This window comes from Streptomyces sp. NPDC033216 (assembly GCF_055577115.1).
Genome location: NZ_JBVIQK010000028.1, coordinates 22,784 through 44,216 on the forward strand (window position 1 = coordinate 22,784; position 21,433 = coordinate 44,216).

Genomic DNA, 21,433 nt, shown 5'->3' on the forward strand with positions numbered 1-21,433 from the left:
CACCGCAAGGTATGACGAAGAGGGGCGGATCGGTGGCGGACATCGAAGAAGCACGCAAGCAGTTCCAGCGGATCGACACGGACGGCGATGGTTTCATCACCGCGGCCGAGTTCAAGACCGCTCTCGCCCAGGGGGGCGACTGGAACGTCACCGAGACGGTCGCCGAGGCCGTCATCAAGACGCGTGACCTGGACGGCGACAAGGTCCTGTCGTTCGACGAGTTCTGGGTCTACCTGAGCAAGTGACGAGGGCCTGCACCGGCAGGTGAGGTGAAGGGGCGCCCCGGTCCGCCGGGGCGCCCCTCTCTCACGCGCGCCGCTCTTCCACGCGTGCCTCTCCCAGCGCGCCCCTTTCTGACGCGCGCCGCTCTTCCACGCGCGGCCGCTCCCTGCGCCGGGCCGCCCCGCTCCGGACGCCCGATCCCACGCCGGCTTCGACCGGAGCCGACCGGGGCGGACCCGCTCCGAACGGGCCGGCGGCATCCCGATGGCGCAACCGAGGAATAGCCGGCCCTCCCGGCGAGGTTGACGCCGACGGTCAGACACATGCGCAGGCATATACTTACCTGGAAGGGTGCGCCATGAAGATCGGCATCATCGGAGCGGGCAACATCGGCGGCAACCTCACCCGACGGCTCACCGCCCTCGGGCACGACGTCTCCGTGGCCAACTCCCGCGGCCCGCGCACGCTCGCCGAGCTGGCCCAGGAGACGGGCGCCACGCCCGTACGGGTCGAGGAGGCCGCCCGCGGAGCCGAGGTCGTGGTGGTCACCGTCCCGCTGAAGGCGGTCCCGGACCTGCCCAAGGGTCTGTTCGACGAGGCCGCCGAGGGCGTCGCCGTCATCGACACGGGCAACTACTACCCGCAGCAGCGCGACGGCCGGATCGACGCCATCGAGGACGAGGGCATCACGGAGAGCCGCTGGACGGAGCGCCACATCGGCCACCCGGTGATCAAGGCGTTCAACGGCACCTACGCGCAGGACATCCTGGACCGCCCCCTCCCGGCCGGCACCCCCGGCCGCATGGCCCTGCCCGTCGCGGGGGACGACGAGGCCGCCAAGGCGAAGGTCCGGGCCCTGATCGACGAACTCGGCTTCGACACGGTCGACGCGGGCGGCATCGACGACTCCTGGCGCCAGCAGCCCGACACCCCCGTCTACGGCCTGCGCGGCGGGATCGACGAGGTCACCACGGCTCTGGCGGAGGCGTCACCGGACCGCCCGGAGGCCTTCCGGGGCTGAGCCGCTCAGTCCACCGTCACCCACGCCCGCAGCGCCGCCCGGCTCGCGAAGTTCGCCATGTTCTTGTCGAGAGGCTCGTCGGTGTACTGGTGGAAGCGCCACTTCGCCTTGATGCGGGGCTTGCCGGCGCTGACGTAGTCGGCGATCCAGAGTCCGTCGCCGGCGTACGAGGTGTCGTCGACGTTCAGCCAGTACGTCCTGTTGCAGTACAGGACGACCCGGTTGCGCGGCCGTAGCGACTTCAGCTTCCGGATGAAGCGGTCCTTCTCCGCGTTGCTCGCGTGGGTGCCCTCGCCGGTCGTCTCCCAGTCGACGGCGAGGATGTCGCCGGGGCGGTCCGGGGCCTTGGCGAGGAAGTGTTCCGCCTGGGCGCTGAGGTTGCCGGGCCACAGGAAGTGGTAGAAGCCCACGACCAGCCCGGCGTCACGCGCCCGCTTGGTCTGGGCGGCGAGTTTGGGATTGACGTAGGTACGCCCCTCCGTCGCCTTGACGAAGACGAAGGAGAGACCCTCGGTGGAGTAGGCGGAGGACTGATAGGCGCTGACGTCGACACCACGGAGCATGGGGCAACTCCCGGAAGTGCAGCAGAACTGACGGGAGTTGTCTTATGCCCCGACACGCCGACGGCGGAACCTCTGCTTCCATTCCCCGTCGGCGCGCCGCGAGTTCAGCACTCGATGATGTTCACCGCGAGCCCGCCCCGTGCCGTCTCCTTGTACTTGACCGACATGTCGGCACCGGTTTCCTTCATGGTCTTGATGACCTTGTCCAGGGACACCTTGTGCGTGCCGTCACCGCGCATGGCCATCCGCGCCGCCGTGACCGCCTTCACCGCGGCCATGCCGTTGCGTTCGATGCAGGGGATCTGGACCAGACCGCCGACAGGGTCGCAGGTGAGGCCGAGGTTGTGTTCCATGCCGATCTCCGCGGCGTTCTCGACCTGTTCGGGGGAGCCGCCGAGGACCTCCGCGAGCGCGCCCGCCGCCATGGAGCAGGCGGACCCGACCTCGCCCTGGCAGCCGACCTCGGCGCCGGAGATGGAGGCGTTCTCCTTGAAGAGCATGCCGATCGCGCCGGCGGCGAGGAGGAAGCGGACAACACCTTCCTCGTCGGCCCCGGGGACGAAGTCGACGTAGTAGTGCAGGACGGCGGGAATGATGCCGGCCGCGCCGTTCGTGGGGGCGGTGACCACCCTGCCGCCGGCCGCGTTCTCCTCGTTCACCGCCATCGCGTACAGCGTGATCCACTCCATGGAGTGGGCCAACGGGTCGCCCTCGGCCCGGAGTTGACGAGCCGTCATGGCGGCGCGCCGACGGACGCGCAGACCGCCCGGCAGGATGCCCTCGCGGGACATGCCGCGGGCCACACAGGCCCGCATCACGCCCCAGATCTCCAGCAGGCCCTCGCGGATCTCCTCCTCGGTGCGCCAGGCCCGCTCGTTCTCCAGCATCAGCGAGGAGATCGACAGACCCGTCTCACGCGTCAGACGCAGCAGCTCGTCGCCCGTGCGGAACGGGTACTTCAGGACCGTGTCGTCCAGCTTGATCCGGTCCGCGCCGACGGCGTCCTCGTCGACGACGAATCCGCCGCCCACCGAGTAGTACGTCTTCGACAACAGCTCCCCGCCCTCGGCGTCGTACGCCCAGAGCGTCATGCCGTTCGCGTGGTACGGGAGGGTCTCGCGCCGGTGCAGGACGAGGTCGTCGTCGAAGGAGAACGGGATCTCGTGCTCGCCGAGCAGCCGGATGCGGCCCGACTCCTTGATCCGCTCCACCTCCGCGTCCGCCGCCTCCACGTCCACCGTGCGCGGCGACTCGCCCTGGAGGCCGAGCAGGACGGCCTTGGGCGTGCCGTGGCCGTGGCCGGTCGCGCCCAGGGAGCCGTACAGCTCCGTGCGCACGGACGCGACGGAGCCCAGCAGGCCCTCGTTGCGCAGACGCCGCGCGAACATGCGCGCCGCCCGCATCGGGCCGACCGTGTGGGAGCTGGACGGGCCGATGCCGATCGAGAACAGGTCGAAGACCGAGATGGCCACGGGAACTCCTCAATACGGGGTGGTGCAGGGGGCTCCCGGCGGGATGCCCCGCCCACTGACCAGTGTGCGGGACATCCCCGGAAACCCCTCGGAGAACGGGAACTACTTGTTGAGACCGGGGTACAGCGGGTGCTTCTCCGCCAGGGTGACGACCCGGGCCTTCAGGGCTTCCACGTCGGCCCCCCCGAAGGGGGAGGGTGCCGTGAGCGCCTCCGCGATCACGTCCGCGACCTCGGCGAAGTCCTCGGCCGTGAAGCCGCGGGTGGCGAGGGCGGGCGTGCCGATCCGCAGACCCGAGGTGACCATCGGGGGCCGCGGGTCGTTCGGGACCGCGTTGCGGTTGACGGTGATGCCGACCTCGTGGAGACGGTCCTCGGCCTGCTGCCCGTCCAGCTCGGACTCGCGCAGGTCGACCAGGATCAGGTGCACGTCGGTGCCGCCGGACAGGACGTTGATCCCGGCCGCACGGGCGTCCGGCGCGGTCAGCCGCTCGGCGAGGATCCGCGCGCCCTCGACGGTGCGGCGCTGGCGCTCCTTGAAGTCGTCCGAGGCCGCGACCTTGAAGGACACCGCCTTCGCCGCGATGACGTGCTCCAGGGGACCGCCCTGGAAGCCCGGGAACACGGACGAGTTGAGCTTCTTCGCGAAGCTCTGCCTGGCGAGGATGATGCCGCCGCGCGGGCCGCCCAGCGTCTTGTGGGTCGTGGAGGTCACCACGTCCGCGTGCTCGACCGGGTTCGGGTGCAGGCCCGCCGCGACCAGACCGGCGAAGTGCGCCATGTCCACCCACAGGTACGCCTCGACCTCGTCGGCGATCCGGCGGAACTCGGCGAAGTCCAGCTGGCGCGGGTACGCCGACCAGCCCGCGATGATCACCTTCGGGCGGTGCTCCTTGGCGAGCCGCTCGACCTCGGCCATGTCGACCAGGCCGGCCTCGTCCACGTGGTACGCGACCACGTTGAACTGCTTGCCGGAGAAGTTCAGCCGCATCCCGTGGGTCAGGTGACCGCCGTGCGCCAGGTCGAGGCCCAGGATGGTGTCGCCCGGCTGGGCCAGCGCGAACAGGGCGGCCTGGTTGGCGGAGGCGCCCGAGTGCGGCTGGACGTTGGCGTACTCGGCGCCGAACAGCTCCTTGACCCGGTCGATCGCGATCTGCTCGGCGACGTCGACGTGCTCACAGCCGCCGTAGTAGCGGCGGCCGGGATAGCCCTCGGCGTACTTGTTGGTCAGGACCGAGCCCTGCGCCTCCATGACGGCGAGCGGAGCGAAGTTCTCCGAGGCGATCATCTCGAGCGTGGACTGCTGGCGGCGCAGCTCGTCGTCGACCGCCGAGGCGATCTCCGGGTCGAGTTCGTGCAGGGGCGTGTTCAGGACAGACATGCGTCTTTCGACCTCTCAGCCGGCGATGTAGGCGGTGTACTCGTCGGCGGAGAGCAGCTCGGCCGGCTCGTCCGTGACGCGTACCTTGAACAGCCAGCCGCCTTCGAAGGGGGCCGAGTTCACCAGCGCCGGGTCGTCCACGACGTCCTGGTTGACCTCGACGATCTCGCCGGTGACCGGCGCGTACAGCTCGCTGACCGACTTGGTCGACTCCAGCTCGCCGCAGGACTCGCCCGCGGTCACCGTGGCACCGACCTCGGGGAGCTGGACGAAGACCACGTCGCCGAGCGCGTTCGCCGCGTGCTCCGTGATGCCGACCGTCGAGACGCCGTCCTCGGCGCCCGAAAGCCACTCGTGCTCCTTGCTGTAGCGCAGCTGCTGGGGGTTGCTCATGGCCTGAATTCTCCTGTACGCGGGGGAGTGCTGATGAATGGGGGACGGCTGGGAACGCGCGTGAACAGCGGAAATGTGCGCAGGGTCACGCGCGAGGGGCCTGCCCGGCTTTTTCGGCCGAACGTCAGTCTCTACTTCTCACGCTTGTAGAACGGCAGCGCCACGACCTCGTACGGTTCGTGGCTGCCCCGGATGTCCACGCCGACACCCGGCGTGCCCGGAGCCGCGTGGGCGGCGTCGACGTACGCCATCGCGATCGGCTTGCCCAGCGTGGGGGAGGGGGCGCCGGAGGTGACCTCGCCGATCACCTCGCCGCCCGCGACCACGGCGTACCCGGCGCGCGGGACGCGGCGGCCCTCGGCGACCAGGCCGACGAGGACGCGCGGCGGGTCCGTCTCGGCGCGCTCGGCGGCCGCGGCGAGCGCCGCGCGGCCCACGAAGTCGCCGTCCTTGTCGAACTTCACGACCCGGCCGAGGCCGGCGTCGAAGGGGGTCAGCGCGGTCGACAGCTCATGCCCGTACAGCGGCATGCCCGCCTCCAGGCGGAGGGTGTCCCGGCAGGACAGGCCGCACGGGGTCAGGCCGACGCCCTGACCGGCCTTCGTCAGGGCCTGCCACAGCTCGACGGCGTGCTCCGGCTTCACGAACAGCTCGAACCCGTCCTCGCCGGTGTAGCCGGTGCGCGCGATGAGCGCGGGGACGCCGGCGACGGTGCCGGGCAGGCCGGCGTAGTACTTCAGACTGTCGAGGTCGGCGTCGGTCAGCGACTTCAGGATGCCGGGGGACTCGGGTCCCTGGACGGCGAGGAGCGCGTAGGCGTCGCGGTCGTCGCGCACCTCGGCGTCGAAGCCCTCGGCGCGCGCGGTCAGCGCGTCCAGGACGACCTGGGCGTTGGAGGCGTTGGCGACGACCATGAACTCGGTGTCGGCGAGCCGGTAGACGATGAGGTCGTCGAGGATGCCGCCGTCGGCGTCGCAGATCATGGTGTAGCGGGCACGGCCCACGCCCACGGCCGCGATGTTGCCGACCAGGGCGAAGTTCAGCAGCGCGCCCGCCTGCGGGCCGGTGACGGTGATCTCGCCCATGTGGGAGAGGTCGAAGAGGCCGGCCCGGGAGCGCACGGCGTTGTGCTCGTCGCGCTCGGAGCCGTAGCGCAGGGGCATGTCCCAGCCGGCGAAGTCGGTCATGGTGGCGCCGAGCGAACGATGCAGGGCATCGAGGGCGGTGTGGCGGAGCGGGGTACTGCTCATCGGGCGTTCGTCTCCCAGGGCGATGGGGTCCCTCCCGCGCGAGCGAAGCCGAGCGTGGGGGGAAGCGAGGTCGTTCCTCCCCATCTGTCATCGGAACCTGAGAGGTTCGCCATGACCGCCCGCGAACGGGGTCGATCATGGCTTGCACCTTGGGTGGAGCCACCGAGGGGTGACTCGCTTTTCAGATGTGCCTCGCCCGCGCGGTAACGGGGCCTGAGAGATTCAAGGGAGGGACTTGCTCCTTCGGCGCCCCAGCGACGCTGTCGGTGGGGACTCTCCCGCGCGGATTCAAACGGCCGGTATGCAGTTGGCGCGGCCATCATCGCACGCCGCGCCCGATCACGGCAGGCCGCATCTGTAACCGGCCTGTGGCGGTAAGCGCATGAAAACGCGAGAGGAAGCGCATTACCTTCTCTTTACGCTCGACGGGGAGAAGACTTGTCTGACCCCAGGGGAGGACGAAGACGGTGAACAGGACCACGGCACTCGCGACCGGTTCCGCACGCGCGACCGGCCCGGCGCTCGCACTGCCCGCGCAGCCACAGGCCCCACCCCAGGTGGCGTGCGGCGCACCGCCCGCCCCGGTTCTCCGCGACCTGCGTGACCGCGCCGGCCACAGCCCGCACGCTCTGACGTTCGGGCCCCGCGACCTGGTCGTGGTCACGGGACTGCCCGGCAGCGGCAAGTCGACGCTGATGAGGCGCGCCGTCACGGGCGTCCGCATCGACTCCCAGGACACCCGCGACCGCTGGGACGCCCGCATGCCGAGCGCCCTGCCGTACGCCCTGTACCGCCCCCTCGTCCGCCTCGCGCACTACGCGGGTCTGCGCCGCGCCCTGCGCACCGGCGAGGGCGTCGTCGTCCACGACTGCGGTACGCAGGCCTGGGTGCGGGCCTGGCTGGCCCGCGAGGCCCGCCGTCGCGGCGGGACCCTGCACCTGGTGCTGCTCGACGTCCCCGTCGACACCGCCCTGGAGGGCCAGCGCGAGCGCGGCCGCGGCGTCTCCCGGTACGCCTTCCGGCGCCACCGCGGGGCCGCCTCCCGCCTGCTGCGCGCGGCGCAGACGGGCCGTCTTCCCGCGGGCTGCGGCTCGACGGTCCTCCTGGACCGCGCCGCGGCCGACACCCTGCGCCGCATCGACTTCACCGGCTGAGCGCCCGACCGACCGCCTGACCGCCCGCCCGCCCGACCGCCTGACCGCCCCGCCCGCCCGACCGCCTGACCGCCTGACCGCCCGACCGCCTGACCGCCCGACCGCCCGCTCGCGCGCCCCGGCCGGTGGCCGAGGGCCCGTCCCCGTACCCGATAGCCTTCTGAGCCACACCCAGTGGTTCCCAGCAGGCGGTAGGCAGATGGATTTCCCCCCGGCGGACTTCCCCGCGGACTTCCCGGCACCGGCACACCCCCCTTCGCACGGCGGATGGCCAGGCAACGAGCTGGAGGAGGTGCTCTCCGCCTCCCTCGGCGTGCCGGGGGCCGGCGGACGCGTCGTGGAGGTGCTCGGCCGCAGCTTCGTGTGGGTGCCGCTGCCCGGCGGGGGCGGCCCGCACAGCGGCCCTCTCGACCTGCCCACCCTGGAGCTACAGGGGCAGGCGTACGTGCCGGTCTTCAGCTCCGAGGAACAGTTCCGGCAGGTCGTCGGCGCGCACATGGCGTACACCGTCGCCCCGGCCGTCGAGTTCGCCCGCGGACTGCCTCCGCAGGTCGGCATCCTCGTGAACCCGGACGGCACGGTCGGCATCCCACTGCCCCCGATGGCCGTCGCCGAGCTGTGCCGGACCGGCCGTACCCCGCTGGACGGCCCCGCGAGCGGAGGCCGCGTCCGCCTCCACGAGCCCGACTGGCAGGACGACCCGGTGGACTTCCTGTCCGCCGCCTCCGCCGAGTTCGAGGCGATCGGCGTGGTCCTCACCGCCCGCCGCTGCCTCGCCGCGATCGAGACGGCCGACCCCGTGATGTTCGTCGGCGTCGAACTCTCCCAGTGGGAGGGCGATCTGCGGGCGCTTCCCCTGGAGGCCCTCGGCAAGGCGCTCGGCCGAGCCCCGGCGCCCTGGCCGGTCAACCTCGTCCTCCTCGACGTGACGGAGGACCCGGTGGCCCGCTGGCTGAAGGAACGCGTCCGGCCCTTCTACTCCCGGATCCACTGAACGCACCCGCCACGGGGGCGGCCCCTGCCGGTGCGCGGCGGCGCCGCGAGGCCAGGCGGGCGATCCCTGACCGGCCCGCCCGTCCCCGCCGTCGACGCACGCGTGCGGCGGGCCGTCCCGACCCGGTCGCGGGCCGTCCCGATCCGGCCTCGCCGGCGACGGACAAGCCGGTCCCTCGGGGGCACCCGTTGTCGGCGAAGACACCTAAGCTGGTCTCCCGGAAGCGGGGCAACTTATCGAAGGGGCGGTACAGGTGAGCGCCAGCGGCATCGCGGCCGGGCAGGTCGAGCACATGCTGCGCCAGGTGACCCCCGGGCGCTACGACGCCTACGAGGCGCTCCTGCGCGCCCTCGCGACCCCGGGCACCGGCCAGGTGTGGATGCTGCTGTGGCACGGTCAGGCCGGCTCCCCCGACGCCCAGTACGGCACGATGGACGTCGAGGGACACGGCTACGCCCCCTGTGTCACCTCCGCCCAGGAACTGTCCGCGAGCGGCTGGAACCGGTCGTACGAGGTGGTCGACGGGCTGGACGTGGCCCGCACCCTCTACCCCGACCACTACGGCCTCTGGCTGAACCCGCACGCGCCCGGCGGCGGCGTCGGCATCCCCTGGCTCGACCTGCGCCGGATCGCCACCGGCCTGGACCGCCAGCCGGCCGGGCCGCTGCGGCTGTCCGAGCCGGCCATCGACATCCCGCACTTCTACGCCCTGCTCGCGCAGAACGCGCACCGCACCCCCGCCCTGCGCTCCCTGCGCCGTGCCTGGGTCCAGCCCGCTCTCGGCGCGCCCTACCTCGCCCTCGGGCTCGACGTGTACGACACCTCCCCGCAGGCCGTGGACGCGGTGCGGGCGATGATGCACCAGTCCGTCGGCGCCGTGCCGGACGGACTGCCGGTTTCCACGGTCACCATGAGTGACGACCACGACCCGGTCGTGCTGTGGATGCGCGCCCACGCCCGCCCCTTCTACGACCGTGAGGCCCACGCACCCGCCGCCCCGGCCGCGCAGTCCCCCGCGAGCGGCTACGGCTTCCCGCCGGCCGGCCGCTACTGAAGCGCCCCGCCGCTCATCTCCGTGAGGTGGGCACGGTGAATCTTCGCGCGTAGATCAGGGTGGTAAGTCCCTTTATGGGTGGCTCTATCGCGACTTGTGCGTGTCCGACCCCCGCTACCCATCGTCCGGATAACGGAATCCTCCTGAGAGCATCACGTTTACGCATCCTTTCCCCTTCAAGTCTGGCTACAGATCGCCAAAGCGTTGAAGACTCCCGCATCAGGGGTGCTTTCGCCCTTGTGTACGACGGACTGATCACGCCGCTACAGCGGCAAGTGTGGGCCGGTTACCGCCGGTTGAGAGGGGTCCCTGCCAGATGACGGCACCATTGCACGAGCCGACCGCGGAAGCGGCCCCGAGCCCGGCCGAGGAAGCGGCGGTGGCCACCGCCGACGCGAAGGCCGTACAGGGGCGTTCCCTGGGTCGGATCGCCTGGGAGCGCCTGAAGCGGGACAAGCTCGCCCTGACCGGCGGCATCGTGGTGCTCTTCCTCGTCGTGGTCGCGCTGCTGGCCCCGGTGATCACCTCGATCCTCGGCCAGGACCCGAACGAGTACCACGAGAACCTCATCGACCCGCTGTTCGGCACCCCCACGGGCTCCCTCGGCGGCATCAGCGGCGACCACCTGCTGGGCGTCGAGCCGGTCAACGGCCGCGACATCTTCGCCCGCATCCTCTACGGTGCCCGGATCTCCCTGCTGGTCGGCTTCCTGTCGGCCGTCGTCGCCGTGATCCTCGGCACCGTCCTCGGCATCCTGGCCGGCTTCTTCGGCGGCTGGGTCGACTCGGTCGTCAGCCGGGTCATGGACGGTCTGCTCGCCTTCCCCCAGCTGCTGTTCATCATCGCGCTGGTCTCCGTCATGCCGAGCGACCTGCTGGGCCTCACCGGCTCCAACGTGCGGGTCTTCGTGATGATCCTGGTCATCGGCTTCTTCGGCTGGCCCTACATCGGGCGCGTGGTGCGCGGTCAGACGCTCTCCCTGCGGGAGCGCGAGTACGTGGAGGCCGCCCGTTCGCTGGGCGCCGGACGGCTGTACATCCTGTTCAAGGAGCTGCTGCCCAACCTCGTGGCCCCGATCGTCGTCTACACCACGATGATGATCCCCACCAACATCCTCACCGAGGCGGCGCTCAGCTTCCTGGGCGTGGGCGTCAAGCCGCCCACGGCCTCGTGGGGGCAGATGCTGTCGAGCGCGATCGACTACTACGAGTCCGACCCCATGTACATGGTGGTCCCGGGCCTGGCGATCTTCATCACCGTTCTCGCCTTCAACCTCTTCGGCGACGGCGTCAGGGACGCGCTGGACCCGAAGGCCTCCCGCTGAACCGCCGTACCCCAACTGTCCCGTGGCACACACACGGGGTCTCTCATCAATCCGGAGGATCCGAGATCGTGACTACCCAACGCACCTCAGGGCGGCGGAAGCAGGCATTTGCCGCTGCTGCCGCGGTCGCCGCGCTGCTGACCACGGCGGCGTGCGGCGGCGGTTCGGACGACGGCGACAACGGTTCGAAGAACGGCGCCGCCGGCTTCGACGCCGCGAACAACAAGGTCGCCCAGGCGTCCGCCGCGAAGAAGGGCGGCACGCTGAAGTTCGGTGCCGCGCAGGACGCCGACTCGTGGGACACCACGCGCGGTTACTACGGCATGATGTGGAACTTCGCGCGCTACTACAGCCGTCAGCTGGTCACGAACAAGACGGAGCCGGGCGCGGCCGGTGCCGAGATCACTCCGGACCTGGCCACCGCGACCGCGAAGATCACGGACGACGGCAAGACCTACACGTACACCCTGCGTGACGGCGTCACGTGGGAGGACGGCAAGCCGATCACGTCCAAGGACGTGAAGTACGGCATCGAGCGCGTGTGGGCGCAGGACGTGCTGTCCGGCGGTCCGACGTACCTGAAGGACGTCCTCGACCCCAAGGGCGAGTACAAGGGTCCCTACAAGGACACCTCCGCCGACAAGCTCGGCCTGAAGGCCATCGAGACGCCGGACGACAAGACCATCGTCTTCAAGCTCCCCGTGGCCAACTCGGACTTCGAGGAGATGCTGGCCCTGGTCTCGGCCTCGCCGGTCCGCCAGGACAAGGACACCAAGGCCAAGTACGGCCTGAAGCCGTTCTCGTCGGGCCCGTACAAGTTCGCGTCCTACAGCCCGGGCAAGGACCTCAAGCTGGTCCGCAACACCAACTGGAAGCAGGCCTCGGACCCGGTCCGCAAGGCCTACCCGGACGAGATCACCATCAAGTTCTTCTCGGACGCCAACCAGCTCGACCAGCGTCTGCTGAGCGGTGACCTGGACCTGGACCTGAACCAGACCGGCATGTCGCCGCAGGGCCGCACCACCGCCCTGAAGCAGCACAAGGCCAACCTGGACAACCCGGTCTCCGGCTACGTCCGTTACGCGGTCTTCCCGCAGAGCGTCGCGCCGTTCAACAACATCGAGTGCCGCAAGGCCGTCATCCTCGGCGCCGACCACGTGTCGCTCCAGACCGCGCGTGGTGGCCCGATCGCCGGTGGCGACATCGGCACCAACATGCTGCCGCCGTCCGTCCCGGGCGCCGAGGGCCAGAAGTACGACCCGTACAAGCTCGCCGGTGACAACAAGAGCGGCAACGTGGCCGAGGCCAAGGCGGCCCTGAAGGCCTGCGGTCAGCCGAACGGCTTCAAGACCACCATCGCGGTCCGCAACAACAAGCCGGTCGAGGTGGCCACGGCCCAGTCCCTCCAGGCTTCGCTGAAGAAGATCGGCATCACCGCCGAGATCGACCAGTACGACGGCTCGCAGACCGCCGGCATCATCGGCAGCCCCTCGAACGTGAAGAAGAAGGGCTACGGCATCATCATCATGGGCTGGGGTCCGGACTTCCCCTCCGTCCAGGGCTTCGGTCTGCCGCTGTGGAACAGCAAGTACATCTCCGAGAGCGGTAACAACAACTACGCGCTCATCAAGGACAAGACCATCGACGGTCTGTTCGCCCAGTACGTCACCACCCTGGACGACGCCGGCAAGACCAAGATCGCCACGGAGATCAACCACAAGGTGATGGAGGGCGCGTACTACCTGCCCTTCGTCTTCGAGAAGTTCATCAACTGGCGCTCGGACAACCTGGCGAACGTCTACACCACCGACGGTTACAGCGGTCAGTACGACTTCGTGAACCTCGGTCTGAAGAACCCGAAGAAGTAGTCCCGGCACACCCGCCGAACGGCACGAAAGGCAGGTGAAGGCCGGCGCAGCGTGAGCGCGGGCCACCGGATGATCTCCGGTGGCCCGCGGTCCGCGGCGGGCCGAGAGCTGTGCTCGCTTACCTCATCAGGCGGTTGTTCGCCGCCGCAGTGATGCTTGTGGTCATCGTCATGGTGGTCTTCGGCATCTTCTTCCTCATCCCCAAGTGGGCCGGCGTCGACATCGCCTTGAGCTTCGTGGGCAAGCAGGCCGACCCGGCCGCGGTCGAGGGTGTGCGCGAGAAGCTGGGTCTGGGCGACCCGATCTACGCCCAGGTCTGGGAGTTCTTCAAGGGGATCTTCGTCGGACGCACCTACACGGGCGGCGGAGACTCCATCAACTGCGCCGCGCCGTGCTTCGGCTACTCCTTCCGCAGTGAGCAGGCCGTCTGGCCGGTGCTGACCGACCGCTTCCCGGTGACGCTGGCCCTCGCGCTCGGCGCCGCCGTGCTGTGGCTGATCCTCGGCGTCTCGGCGGGTGTGCTCTCCGCGCTCAAGCGGGGCAGCCTGTGGGACCGCGGCGCGATGGTGATCGCGCTGTCGGGCGTCTCCCTCCCCATCTACTTCACCGGCATGGTCGCTCTCTCGATCTTCGTGTACGGGCTGGACCTGTTCGACGGCCAGTTCGTCCCGCTGGAGGACAGCCTCTCCGGCTGGTTCGGCGGCATGATCCTGCCGTGGGTCACCCTGGCGTTCCTGTACGCGGCGATGTACGCGCGCATCACCAGGGCCACCATGATGGAGATCCTCGGTGAGGACTACATCCGCACCGCCCGCGCCAAGGGCCTCAACGAGCGGGTCGTCATCGGCAAGCACGCCATGCGCTCGACGATGACGCCGCTGCTGACCATGCTGGGCATGGACCTGGGCGCCCTCATCGGCGGTGCGATCCTGACCGAGACGGCGTTCAACCTGCCCGGCCTCGGCCAGGCGGTGCTCAACGCCATCAAGAACCAGGACCTGCCCGTCATCCTGGGTGTCACCCTGATCACTTCCCTCGCGGTGCTCGTCGCCAACCTCGTGGTGGACATCCTGTACGCCGTGATCGACCCCCGAGTGAGGCTCACATGACCGACCTCAGCAAGAGCGGAGCGGCCGTGGGCGAACCCACCGCCGTCTCGCCCGCGCCGAGCGCCTTCCTCGAAGTGCGCGACCTGAAAGTGCACTTCCCGACCGACGACGGTCTCGTCAAGTCCGTCGACGGGCTCAGCTTCCAGCTGGAGAAGGGCAAGACCCTCGGCATCGTGGGCGAGTCGGGCTCCGGCAAGTCGGTGACCTCGCTCGGCATCATGGGCCTGCACACCGCCGGCCAGTACGGCAAGCGCAAGGCCCAGATCTCCGGCGAGATCTGGCTGGACGGCACCGAGCTGCTGTCCGCCGACCCGGACCACGTACGCAAGCTGCGCGGCCGTCAGATGGCGATGATCTTCCAGGACCCGCTGTCGGCGCTGCACCCGTACTACACGATCGGTCAGCAGATCGTGGAGGCGTACCGTATCCACCACGACGTCGACAAGAAGACCGCCAAGCGTCGCGCGGTCGAGATGCTCGACCGGGTGGGCATCCCGCAGCCGGACAAGCGGGTGGACAACTACCCGCACGAGTTCTCCGGCGGTATGCGCCAGCGCGCGATGATCGCGATGTCGCTGGTGAACAACCCCGAGCTGCTCATCGCGGACGAGCCGACGACCGCCCTGGACGTGACCGTCCAGGCACAGATCCTCGACCTGATCCGCGATCTCCAGAAGGAGTTCGGCTCCGCGGTCATCGTCATCACCCACGACCTGGGTGTCGTCGCCGAACTGGCCGACGACCTCCTGGTGATGTACGGCGGCCGGTGCGTCGAGCGTGGTCCGGCGGAGAAGGTGTTCTACGAGCCCCGCCATCCCTACACCTGGGGTCTGCTCGGCTCGATGCCGCGCCTCGACCGCGACCAGCAGGAGCGCCTGATCCCGGTCAAGGGCTCCCCGCCCTCCCTGATCAACGTCCCGTCCGGATGCGCCTTCAACCCGCGCTGCCCGTACGCGGACCTCCCGAAGGACAACGTCACCCGCACGGTCCGCCCGGAGCTGGCCGAGGTCGGCAGCCGCCACTGGGCCGCCTGCCACCTGGGCAAGGAGCAGCGGGAGCGTATCTGGACCGAAGAGATTGCGCCGAAGCTGTGAGTGACGAGAAAGCGGTGAAGATTCCCGCGCAGACCGACGGCGAGCCGAGTGGCGGCGCCGCCACTCTCACCAAGGACGCCGCCCCCGGCGAGGTCCTGCTGAAGGTGACCGGGCTGCAGAAACACTTCCCGATCAAGAAGGGCCTGCTCCAGCGGCAGGTCGGCGCCGTGCACGCGGTGGACGGCCTCGACTTCGAGGTCCGCGCCGGCGAGACGCTCGGCGTGGTGGGCGAGTCCGGCTGCGGCAAGTCCACGATGGGCCGGCTGATCACCAGGCTGCTCGAACCGACGGGCGGCAAGGTCGAGTTCCAGGGCAAGGACATCACGCACCTCGGTGTCAGCGGGTTGCGTCCGCTGCGTCGCGACGTGCAGATGATCTTCCAGGACCCGTACTCGTCGCTGAACCCGCGGCACACCATCGGCACGATCATCGGCGCTCCCTTCAAGCTCCAGGGCGTGACGCCCGAGGGCGGCGTCAAGAAGGAAGTGCAGCGGCTGCTGTCGGTCGTCGGCCTCAACCCCGAGCACTACAACCGCTACCCGCACGAGTTCTCCGGCGGTCAGCGCCAGCGCATCGGCATCGCCCGCGCGCTCGCGCTGAACCCGAAGCTGGTCGTGGCGGACGAGCCGGTCTCGGCGCTGGACGTGTCGATCCAGGCCCAGGTCGTGAACCTGCTCGACGACCTCCAGCAGGAGCTGGGTCTGACGTATGTGATCATCGCGCACGACCTCTCGGTCGTCCGGCACGTCTCGGACCGGATCGCGGTGATGTACCTCGGCAAGATCGTCGAGCTGGCCGACCGCGACCTGCTCTACAAGACGCCGATGCACCCGTACACCAAGGCCCTGATGTCGGCGGTGCCGATTCCGGACCCGAGTCGTAAGAACGCCAAGAGCGAGCGCATCCTCCTCAAGGGTGACGTGCCCTCGCCGATCTCCCCGCCGAGCGGCTGCCGGTTCCACACCCGGTGCTGGAAGGCGACGGAGATCTGTAGGACGACCGAGCCGAAGCTCGTCGAACTGCGGCCGGGCCAGCAGGTCGCCTGCCACCACCCGGAGAACTTCGAGGACCAGGCTCCGCAGGACACCGTCCTGCTGACGGCCGCGAAGGAAGCGGCGGAGCTGGTGGCCGACGAGGTGCTCGCGGAGTCGGCCCAGACGTCGGCGGCGGTGGCGGCGGAGGTCGAGGCGGCGTCGGTGTCCCCGGCCACTTCGGCTCCCGAGGCTTCCGCGCCCTCCGCGGCCGAGTCTCCCGAGGCCGACGCGGACGCCTCGAAGACCCCCGAGGCGGACGCTGCCAAGGTGGAGGCTCCCGAGACGGTGGCTCCCAAGGTGGTGGCTCCCAAGGCGGTGGCTCCCGAGGCGGTGGCGCCCAAGGTGGAGGCTGCCAAGGTGGTGGCTCCCGAGACGGTGGCTCCCAAGGCGGACGCTCCCGAGACGGTGGCTCCCGAGGCGGTGGCTCCCAAGGTGGACGCCCCCGAGGCGGTGGCTCCCAAGGTGGAGGCTGCTAAGGCGGACGCCCCCGAGGTCGCCGCCTCCGAAGAGGAGCCTCCTGCCAAGGAGAAGTAAGCGGTAAACGAGCCCCTGCCTTGCAATGTAAGGCAGGGGCTCTGTGCTGGGTGAGAATAGTGGGGTGCTCCACCAACTTTTCAGCCCGTCCGTCCAGCACACGCTCGACCTGATCGGCATCTTCGTCTTCGCGATCTCTGGCGCGCTGCTGGCCGTGCGGAAGAACTTCGACGTCTTCGGCATCGCCGTCCTCGCCGAGGTGACCGCGCTGGGCGGCGGTATCTTCCGGGACGTGATCATCGGGGCGGTGCCGCCCGCGGCCTTCACCGACCTGGGCTACTTCCTCACCCCGCTGCTCGCCGCCCTCCTCGTCTTCTTCCTGCACCCGCACGTGGAGCGCATTCAGTCCGGCGTGAACGTCTTCGACGCGGCGGGCCTCGGCCTGTTCTGCGTCTCGGGCACCGTGAAGGCGTACGACCACGGCCTGGGGCTCACCGCCTCCGCGGCCCTGGGGCTGGCCACCGCCGTCGGCGGCGGTGTACTGCGCGACGTCCTCGCGAACGAGGTGCCCTCACTGCTGCGCTGGGACCGCGACCTCTACGCGGTCCCGGCGATCGTCGGCGCCACGATGGTGGCGGTCTGCCTCCGCTACGAGGTCCTCACCCCGCTGGCCAGTGGGCTGGCGGCGCTCACGGCGTTCGTCCTGCGGCTGCTCGCGATGCGGTTCCACTGGCGAGCTCCGCGTGCGTGGAACCGTCGCTCGACGGTGCGGGAGGAGTAGCGCCACCGGCCACGCCCCGCAGGTCGAGCTGTGTGGTCAGCCAGCGGAAGGCGGGTACCACCTGCGGCCGCCACAGCGCCATGTTGTGACCGCCGGCGCTCTTCGGGACGTGGACGACGTGGACGACCGTCGGTGCCTTCGCAGCCCCCTGGAGGGCGAGGCCCGCCTCGTAGCCGTCGTGCGGCTGGCCGGAGACGTACAGCGAGACGGCGGGCGGGGTGGCGGCTGCCCGCAGCAGCAGGTAGGGGTTGTTCGCCCGGCGCAGGGCGGGGTTCCGCGCGGGGAGGGAGTCGCGCTCGCCGATCGGGTCGTTGTAGCCGGAGAGGCTCACCGCCGCCCGGTAGCGGTCCGGATGGGCGACGGCCAGTTTGGCCGCGCAGTGCGCCCCGGCCGAGTAGCCGGCGACCGCCCAGCCCTGTGGGGACGGCTCGGCACGGAAGTTGTCCTTCACCATCTTCGGCACGTCGAGGCTCAGCCAGGAATCGGCGTTGACCCTGCCGGGCACGTTGGCGCAGCCGGTGTCCACGCCGGGCAGGAGCGTGGTGCGCGGCGCGACCAGGATGAACGGCGCCACCCTGCCGTCGCGCATCAGCGGCAGCAACTGCTCGTGAACACCCAGCGCCCCGAACCACGCCTTCGGTGACCCCGGATATCCCGGCAGCAGTTCCACGACGGGGAACCTGCGGTGCCGGTAGGCGGGGTCGTCGTACTGCGGGGGCAGCCACACGTAGACCTCGGCGTTCACACCGGAGACGCGGCCCTTCAGTTCCGTGACGCGCACCCCGCCGGCCGCGTGCATGCCGGGCCCGTCGGCGCGGGTGAGCGTCTGCCGGACCGGGGGCAGCCGCTCCAGGGCGATACCGCCGGTGCCGTCGGCGCCGAGGTCGGCGGCCTGCTGCACATGGTTGCCGGTGCCCAGCAGGTCGGCCCAGTCGTCGTAGAGGTTGTTGTCGTTGTTGACCAGCACGAAGACCAGCGCGACGGCCGTCCCCTGGGCGAACATCAGCATCAGCATCCGGGCCGCGGCACGCAGCACCCGGGGTCCGCGCAGGCGCGACCACAGCGACAGCGGCAGGGCGACGGCGACGACGGACAGCGCGATCAGGGTGTAGAGGAACGGGGTCCCGGTCAGGCTCATGTCTGTGGAGAGGGGAAACGCGGGCCCGAGGTTTACGGACGAGTGCGGACACTTACCGGGAAATTGCCCGCCCTTCACCTGAACGCGATGGGGAGACCACCAGAAAAGCTACCGCTTAGTAATTGCCTGTTGTACCGTTCACGCATGCCTGACGTAGCCATCGTCCCCGCCACCCTCGGTGACAGTGAGTTCGACCGAGACACCGCCGTGCGCCTCCGCGAGCCCGGCGTGTACGACACCGACCTCTCGGCCGGCTGGACCGTCTTCGGTGCCGTCAACGGCGGCTACCTGCTCGCCGTGCTGGGCCGCGCGCTCGCCGACGCCCTCCCGCACGGCGACCCGGTCACCGTCACGGCGCACTATCTGAGCGCCTCGCGCCCCGGCCCGGCGGTCGTGCGCGCCGAGACCGTCCGCGCCGGCCGTACCCTCTCCACCGGCCAGGCCTCGCTCTTCCAGTACGACGGCGAGGGCCGCGAAGTCGAACGGATCCGCGTCCTCGCCTCCTACGGCGACCTCGACGCCCTTCCCGACGACGTCCGCACCTCCGCCAGGCCGCCCGCCTTCCCGCCGATCGGCCAGTGCCTCGGCCCCGAGGACGGGCCCGTCCCGGCCCCTGACGCCGACCAGCAGCCCATCGCCGAGCGGCTGATGCTCAAGCTCGACCCGGCGACCGTCGGATGGGCGCTCGGACAGCCTTCCGGCAAGGGTGAGATGCGGGCCTGGTTCGGACTCGCCGACGGCCGGGACGCCGACCCGCTCTCCCTGCTGCTCGCGGTGGACGCCCTGCCGCCCACCGCCTTCGACCTCGGCATCGCCGGCTGGGTACCGACGATCGAGCTGACCGTCCACGTCCGCTGCCGCCCGGCACCCGGCCCCGTGCGCGTCTCCCTCACCACCCGCAACCTCGCGGGCGGTTTCCTGGAGGAGGACGGCGAGGTGTGGGACAGCGAGGACCGGCTGGTGGCCCAGTCGCGGCAACTGGCGCGCGTGCGCCTCGCGTGATGGCGCTCCGGGTCGACCACCGGCTCTCCCTGGGTGTCTTGAGCCGCCCGTTCGCCTGATCGACAGGCGGCGGACAGAGAGATCCCGAGCAACACCCGGGCACCATCGGTCGAGTGGCGGTCTCGGACCTTCCTCGTCCTTTCCGGAGCTGTCTCTCATGAGGTGTGCGCCGACGACGCCGGTACGTCTCCCCCCCGCGGCCGCCCTGCCGGCGCTCACGCCGCCCGCTCTCGCGGCCTGCGGGTCGGGCGACTCGGCGTCGTCGAACGGCGGCACACCCGGGCGGCAGGCGTGCGGGCGGCCCAGCGGGATGCTCACGGGGGTGCCGAGCGCGATGCTCTCGGAGGCGCCGTCCGGAGCGCCTGCGGGAGCCGCCCCCGCGGGAACCACCCCTACGGGAGCCGTGGCGTCGGCGGCTACTGCCTCGGGGCTCCGACGGGTGCCCCCACCGGCACCCCGACAGGCGTGCCGGCCGCTGTCCCCTCGGGCGTGCCGAGCGGCGGGGCCCGGCGGGGGCGGGGAGGTGGTCCGGGTGGGGACAGGGCGGCGGTTGTGCCGGCGGGTCGGGCGGCGGCCAGGCCGGCGGCGGTCAGGGGCAGTCGAGGCAGCGGACGCGGCGGCAGGGCTGAACCGGCGGGCTGTCCGCGCGGGAAGGGCGGCCACTCGGCGACGAGCGGCCGCCCTTCCCGTTCCCGACGCCTTCTCCGGTCCGCCGAAGTGTCCCGCCTGCCCGCGCGATGTGGCCCGTCCTGTGGGTCCCGCTCGTCTCAGGAGTCGAGCCAGTGACGGCGGCCGATGCTGATGAGCCGCATCTGACGGGTCGCCAGCTGGACGACGCGGTCCAGGTCCTCCGCCGAGGCCCTGCCGGACTCCCGGGCCTCACGCGCCTCCAGGAAGAGCGAGCCGGTGATGAGCATCTGGTCGACGTAGAGGTGCGAGAGCATCAGCAGGTCGTCCTGGCTCCACCCCTCGGCCGCGGGGTCCTTGGCCAGCTCGGTCCTCACCTCCTCGGCGAAGCGCCCGAGTTGGTCCCGGATCGCCTCCCGGACCGGCTGAACCCCGCCATGTCGCTCTCGGGCGATAAAGCGGACGTGTGCGGGGTACGTGTGGACGTGACGGGCGATCAGGTCGACGGCCCGCGTGATGCGTTCGTCGATGGAGTCGGACGCGGTCACGGTGGTCCGGATCATGGCGTGCAGGCTGCCCAGGGCCTCCTCGACCAGGGCCACGCCCAAGTCCGCGATGGAGCGGAAGTGCCGGTAGAAGGCGGTCGGGGCGACCCCGACGGCGCGGGTGACCTCGCGCAGGCCGAGGCTGCTCAGGCTCTGGTCCTCCAGTAGCCCCAACGCGGCCTCCAGGAGCGCCTGTCGGGTCTTCTGTTTCTGGGCCTGCCGGATGCCTAGGGTGTGACTCATGTCATCCAGTTAACAACTGTTCTCCGTAATTGGAAAGCCGTGGAACGCGCTAGACTCAAGAGTCAGTGAACAACTGTAACTACAACTGTTCACCGGAACGACACGAGAGACGGACCCGACAACCGTCCCGGAGGGGGATTCATCCCATGCTGTTCCTCGTCGCCGCACTTCTGCTGCTCGGCGTCGTCATGGGCACCGTGGCCCACGCGCCGCTCGGCTTCAGCCTCGCCGCCGCCGCCGTGATCGCGGCCTGGCTCGGCATCTTCGCGCTGCGCGAGCGCCACGGCCGCCGCCACACCTCGACCCGCTGACGGAAGGAACGACCGACATGCAGCTCACCGCACCGGCCACGCGCCGCACGGGCGTCCGCGACACCGACGGCATGGCCGTCGCGTCCTTCGTCCTCGGCCTCGTCGGCCTCCTGGTCCTCAACGTCTTCCTCGGCCCGATCGCCATCGTCCTGGCCTCGGTGGCCCTGTGGCGAGGCACGAAGCGCCGCGGCCGAGCCGCTCTGGGCCTCACCCTCGGCATGGCCGACCTGGTCGTCCTGGCAGCCTTCATGCAGGCGGACTCGACGGTGTCCTGGAGCTTCTGAGGGGCTTCCCGCAGCGGAGGGGGGCCGGACGCTCCGGGTAGCCGCCACCGCTGTGCGCGGTCACGCCGGGGCCCGGTGGTCACGGCGGAGCCGGGG

Annotated in this window: 21 protein-coding genes and 2 riboswitches; of the genes, 14 read left to right on the forward strand and 7 right to left on the reverse strand. The window is 70.4% G+C overall.

Going from position 1 to position 21,433, the window contains the following annotated elements; genetic code table 11:
- Positions 1-32 precede the first annotated feature (32 nt).
- Together ACZ5Y0_RS32320 and ACZ5Y0_RS32325 are read left to right on the forward strand one after the other, a co-directional pair.
- Positions 33-245, forward strand: a complete 213-nt coding sequence (locus ACZ5Y0_RS32320; protein WP_467520199.1) for an EF-hand domain-containing protein — start codon at positions 33-35, stop codon at positions 243-245.
- A gap of 257 nt (positions 246-502) precedes the next feature.
- Positions 503-1,243, forward strand: a complete 741-nt coding sequence (locus tag ACZ5Y0_RS32325; protein WP_469132251.1) for an NADPH-dependent F420 reductase — start codon at positions 503-505, stop codon at positions 1,241-1,243.
- 5 nt (positions 1,244-1,248) lie between these two features.
- On the opposite strand, the gene ACZ5Y0_RS32330 is transcribed toward ACZ5Y0_RS32325, so the two are convergent.
- From ACZ5Y0_RS32330 to gcvT, 5 genes are all read right to left on the reverse strand, one after another.
- Positions 1,249-1,806, reverse strand: coding sequence for a glycoside hydrolase family 25 protein (locus tag ACZ5Y0_RS32330; protein ID WP_469132215.1), 558 nt, complete (start codon positions 1,804-1,806; stop codon positions 1,249-1,251).
- A 104-nt stretch (positions 1,807-1,910) separates the two neighbouring features.
- Positions 1,911-3,278 (reverse strand): L-serine ammonia-lyase, encoded by a 1,368-nt coding sequence (locus tag ACZ5Y0_RS32335; protein WP_469132216.1) that lies wholly within the window; start codon positions 3,276-3,278, stop codon positions 1,911-1,913.
- Positions 3,279-3,380: 102 nt separating this feature from the next.
- Positions 3,381-4,658 (reverse strand): serine hydroxymethyltransferase, encoded by a 1,278-nt coding sequence (glyA, locus tag ACZ5Y0_RS32340; RefSeq protein ID WP_469132217.1) that lies wholly within the window; start codon positions 4,656-4,658, stop codon positions 3,381-3,383.
- A gap of 15 nt (positions 4,659-4,673) precedes the next feature.
- Positions 4,674-5,051: a glycine cleavage system protein GcvH gene (gcvH, locus tag ACZ5Y0_RS32345; RefSeq protein WP_469132218.1), complete on the reverse strand. Its 378-nt coding sequence runs from the start codon at positions 5,049-5,051 to the stop codon at positions 4,674-4,676.
- Positions 5,052-5,182: 131 nt separating this feature from the next.
- Positions 5,183-6,301, reverse strand: a complete 1,119-nt coding sequence (gcvT, locus tag ACZ5Y0_RS32350) for a glycine cleavage system aminomethyltransferase GcvT (protein ID WP_469132219.1) — start codon at positions 6,299-6,301, stop codon at positions 5,183-5,185.
- Positions 6,302-6,375: 74 nt separating this feature from the next.
- Positions 6,376-6,492: riboswitch (glycine riboswitch) on the reverse strand.
- Positions 6,493-6,592, reverse strand: a riboswitch (glycine riboswitch).
- A 176-nt stretch (positions 6,593-6,768) separates the two neighbouring features.
- Here gcvT and ACZ5Y0_RS32355 point away from each other — a divergent pair.
- The 9 genes from ACZ5Y0_RS32355 to ACZ5Y0_RS32395 all read left to right on the forward strand — a co-directional run bounded on the left by ACZ5Y0_RS32355 (position 6,769) and on the right by ACZ5Y0_RS32395 (position 17,187).
- A complete protein-coding gene (locus ACZ5Y0_RS32355; protein WP_469132220.1) occupies positions 6,769-7,455 on the forward strand; it encodes an AAA family ATPase in 687 nt (228 codons plus the stop codon).
- Between the two features lie 199 nt (positions 7,456-7,654).
- Positions 7,655-8,449 (forward strand): enhanced serine sensitivity protein SseB, encoded by a 795-nt coding sequence (locus ACZ5Y0_RS32360; protein WP_469132221.1) that lies wholly within the window; start codon positions 7,655-7,657, stop codon positions 8,447-8,449.
- Between the two features lie 253 nt (positions 8,450-8,702).
- Positions 8,703-9,503, forward strand: coding sequence for an enhanced serine sensitivity protein SseB C-terminal domain-containing protein (locus tag ACZ5Y0_RS32365; RefSeq protein ID WP_469132222.1), 801 nt, complete (start codon positions 8,703-8,705; stop codon positions 9,501-9,503).
- A 316-nt stretch (positions 9,504-9,819) separates the two neighbouring features.
- Positions 9,820-10,827, forward strand: coding sequence for an ABC transporter permease (locus ACZ5Y0_RS32370; RefSeq protein WP_469132223.1), 1,008 nt, complete (start codon positions 9,820-9,822; stop codon positions 10,825-10,827).
- Positions 10,828-10,895: 68 nt separating this feature from the next.
- Positions 10,896-12,695, forward strand: coding sequence for an ABC transporter substrate-binding protein (locus ACZ5Y0_RS32375; RefSeq protein WP_469132224.1), 1,800 nt, complete (start codon positions 10,896-10,898; stop codon positions 12,693-12,695).
- A 110-nt stretch (positions 12,696-12,805) separates the two neighbouring features.
- Positions 12,806-13,804 (forward strand): ABC transporter permease, encoded by a 999-nt coding sequence (locus ACZ5Y0_RS32380; RefSeq protein ID WP_469132225.1) that lies wholly within the window; start codon positions 12,806-12,808, stop codon positions 13,802-13,804.
- Positions 13,801-14,898: an ABC transporter ATP-binding protein gene (locus tag ACZ5Y0_RS32385; protein WP_469132226.1), complete on the forward strand. Its 1,098-nt coding sequence runs from the start codon at positions 13,801-13,803 to the stop codon at positions 14,896-14,898. Before ACZ5Y0_RS32380 ends, ACZ5Y0_RS32385 begins: the two co-directional genes overlap by 4 nt.
- Complete coding sequence (locus ACZ5Y0_RS32390; protein ID WP_469132227.1) at positions 14,895-16,466, forward strand: ABC transporter ATP-binding protein; 1,572 nt, start codon at positions 14,895-14,897, stop codon at positions 16,464-16,466. The genes ACZ5Y0_RS32385 and ACZ5Y0_RS32390 overlap by 4 nt, the downstream gene beginning before the upstream one ends.
- Positions 16,467-16,530: 64 nt before the next feature.
- Positions 16,531-17,187, forward strand: coding sequence for a trimeric intracellular cation channel family protein (locus ACZ5Y0_RS32395; RefSeq protein WP_469132228.1), 657 nt, complete (start codon positions 16,531-16,533; stop codon positions 17,185-17,187).
- Here the strand turns inward: ACZ5Y0_RS32395 and ACZ5Y0_RS32400 are convergent.
- A complete protein-coding gene (locus ACZ5Y0_RS32400) occupies positions 17,096-18,325 on the reverse strand; it encodes an alpha/beta hydrolase (protein WP_469132229.1) in 1,230 nt (409 codons plus the stop codon). The two genes, ACZ5Y0_RS32395 and ACZ5Y0_RS32400, sit on opposite strands and share 92 nt — an antisense overlap.
- A gap of 144 nt (positions 18,326-18,469) precedes the next feature.
- Here ACZ5Y0_RS32400 and ACZ5Y0_RS32405 point away from each other — a divergent pair, with 144 nt between their 5' ends.
- Complete coding sequence (locus tag ACZ5Y0_RS32405) at positions 18,470-19,327, forward strand: thioesterase family protein (protein ID WP_469132230.1); 858 nt, start codon at positions 18,470-18,472, stop codon at positions 19,325-19,327.
- Positions 19,328-20,094: 767 nt separating this feature from the next.
- Here the strand turns inward: ACZ5Y0_RS32405 and ACZ5Y0_RS32410 are convergent.
- Positions 20,095-20,742, reverse strand: a complete 648-nt coding sequence (locus tag ACZ5Y0_RS32410; protein ID WP_469132231.1) for a TetR family transcriptional regulator — start codon at positions 20,740-20,742, stop codon at positions 20,095-20,097.
- Between the two features lie 146 nt (positions 20,743-20,888).
- On the opposite strand from ACZ5Y0_RS32410, the gene ACZ5Y0_RS32415 reads away from it, so the two are divergent.
- Together ACZ5Y0_RS32415 and ACZ5Y0_RS32420 are read left to right on the forward strand one after the other, a co-directional pair.
- Complete coding sequence (locus ACZ5Y0_RS32415; protein ID WP_469132232.1) at positions 20,889-21,053, forward strand: hypothetical protein; 165 nt, start codon at positions 20,889-20,891, stop codon at positions 21,051-21,053.
- Between the two features lie 17 nt (positions 21,054-21,070).
- Positions 21,071-21,337, forward strand: a complete 267-nt coding sequence (locus tag ACZ5Y0_RS32420; protein ID WP_469132233.1) for a DUF4190 domain-containing protein — start codon at positions 21,071-21,073, stop codon at positions 21,335-21,337.
- Positions 21,338-21,433 lie beyond the last annotated feature (96 nt).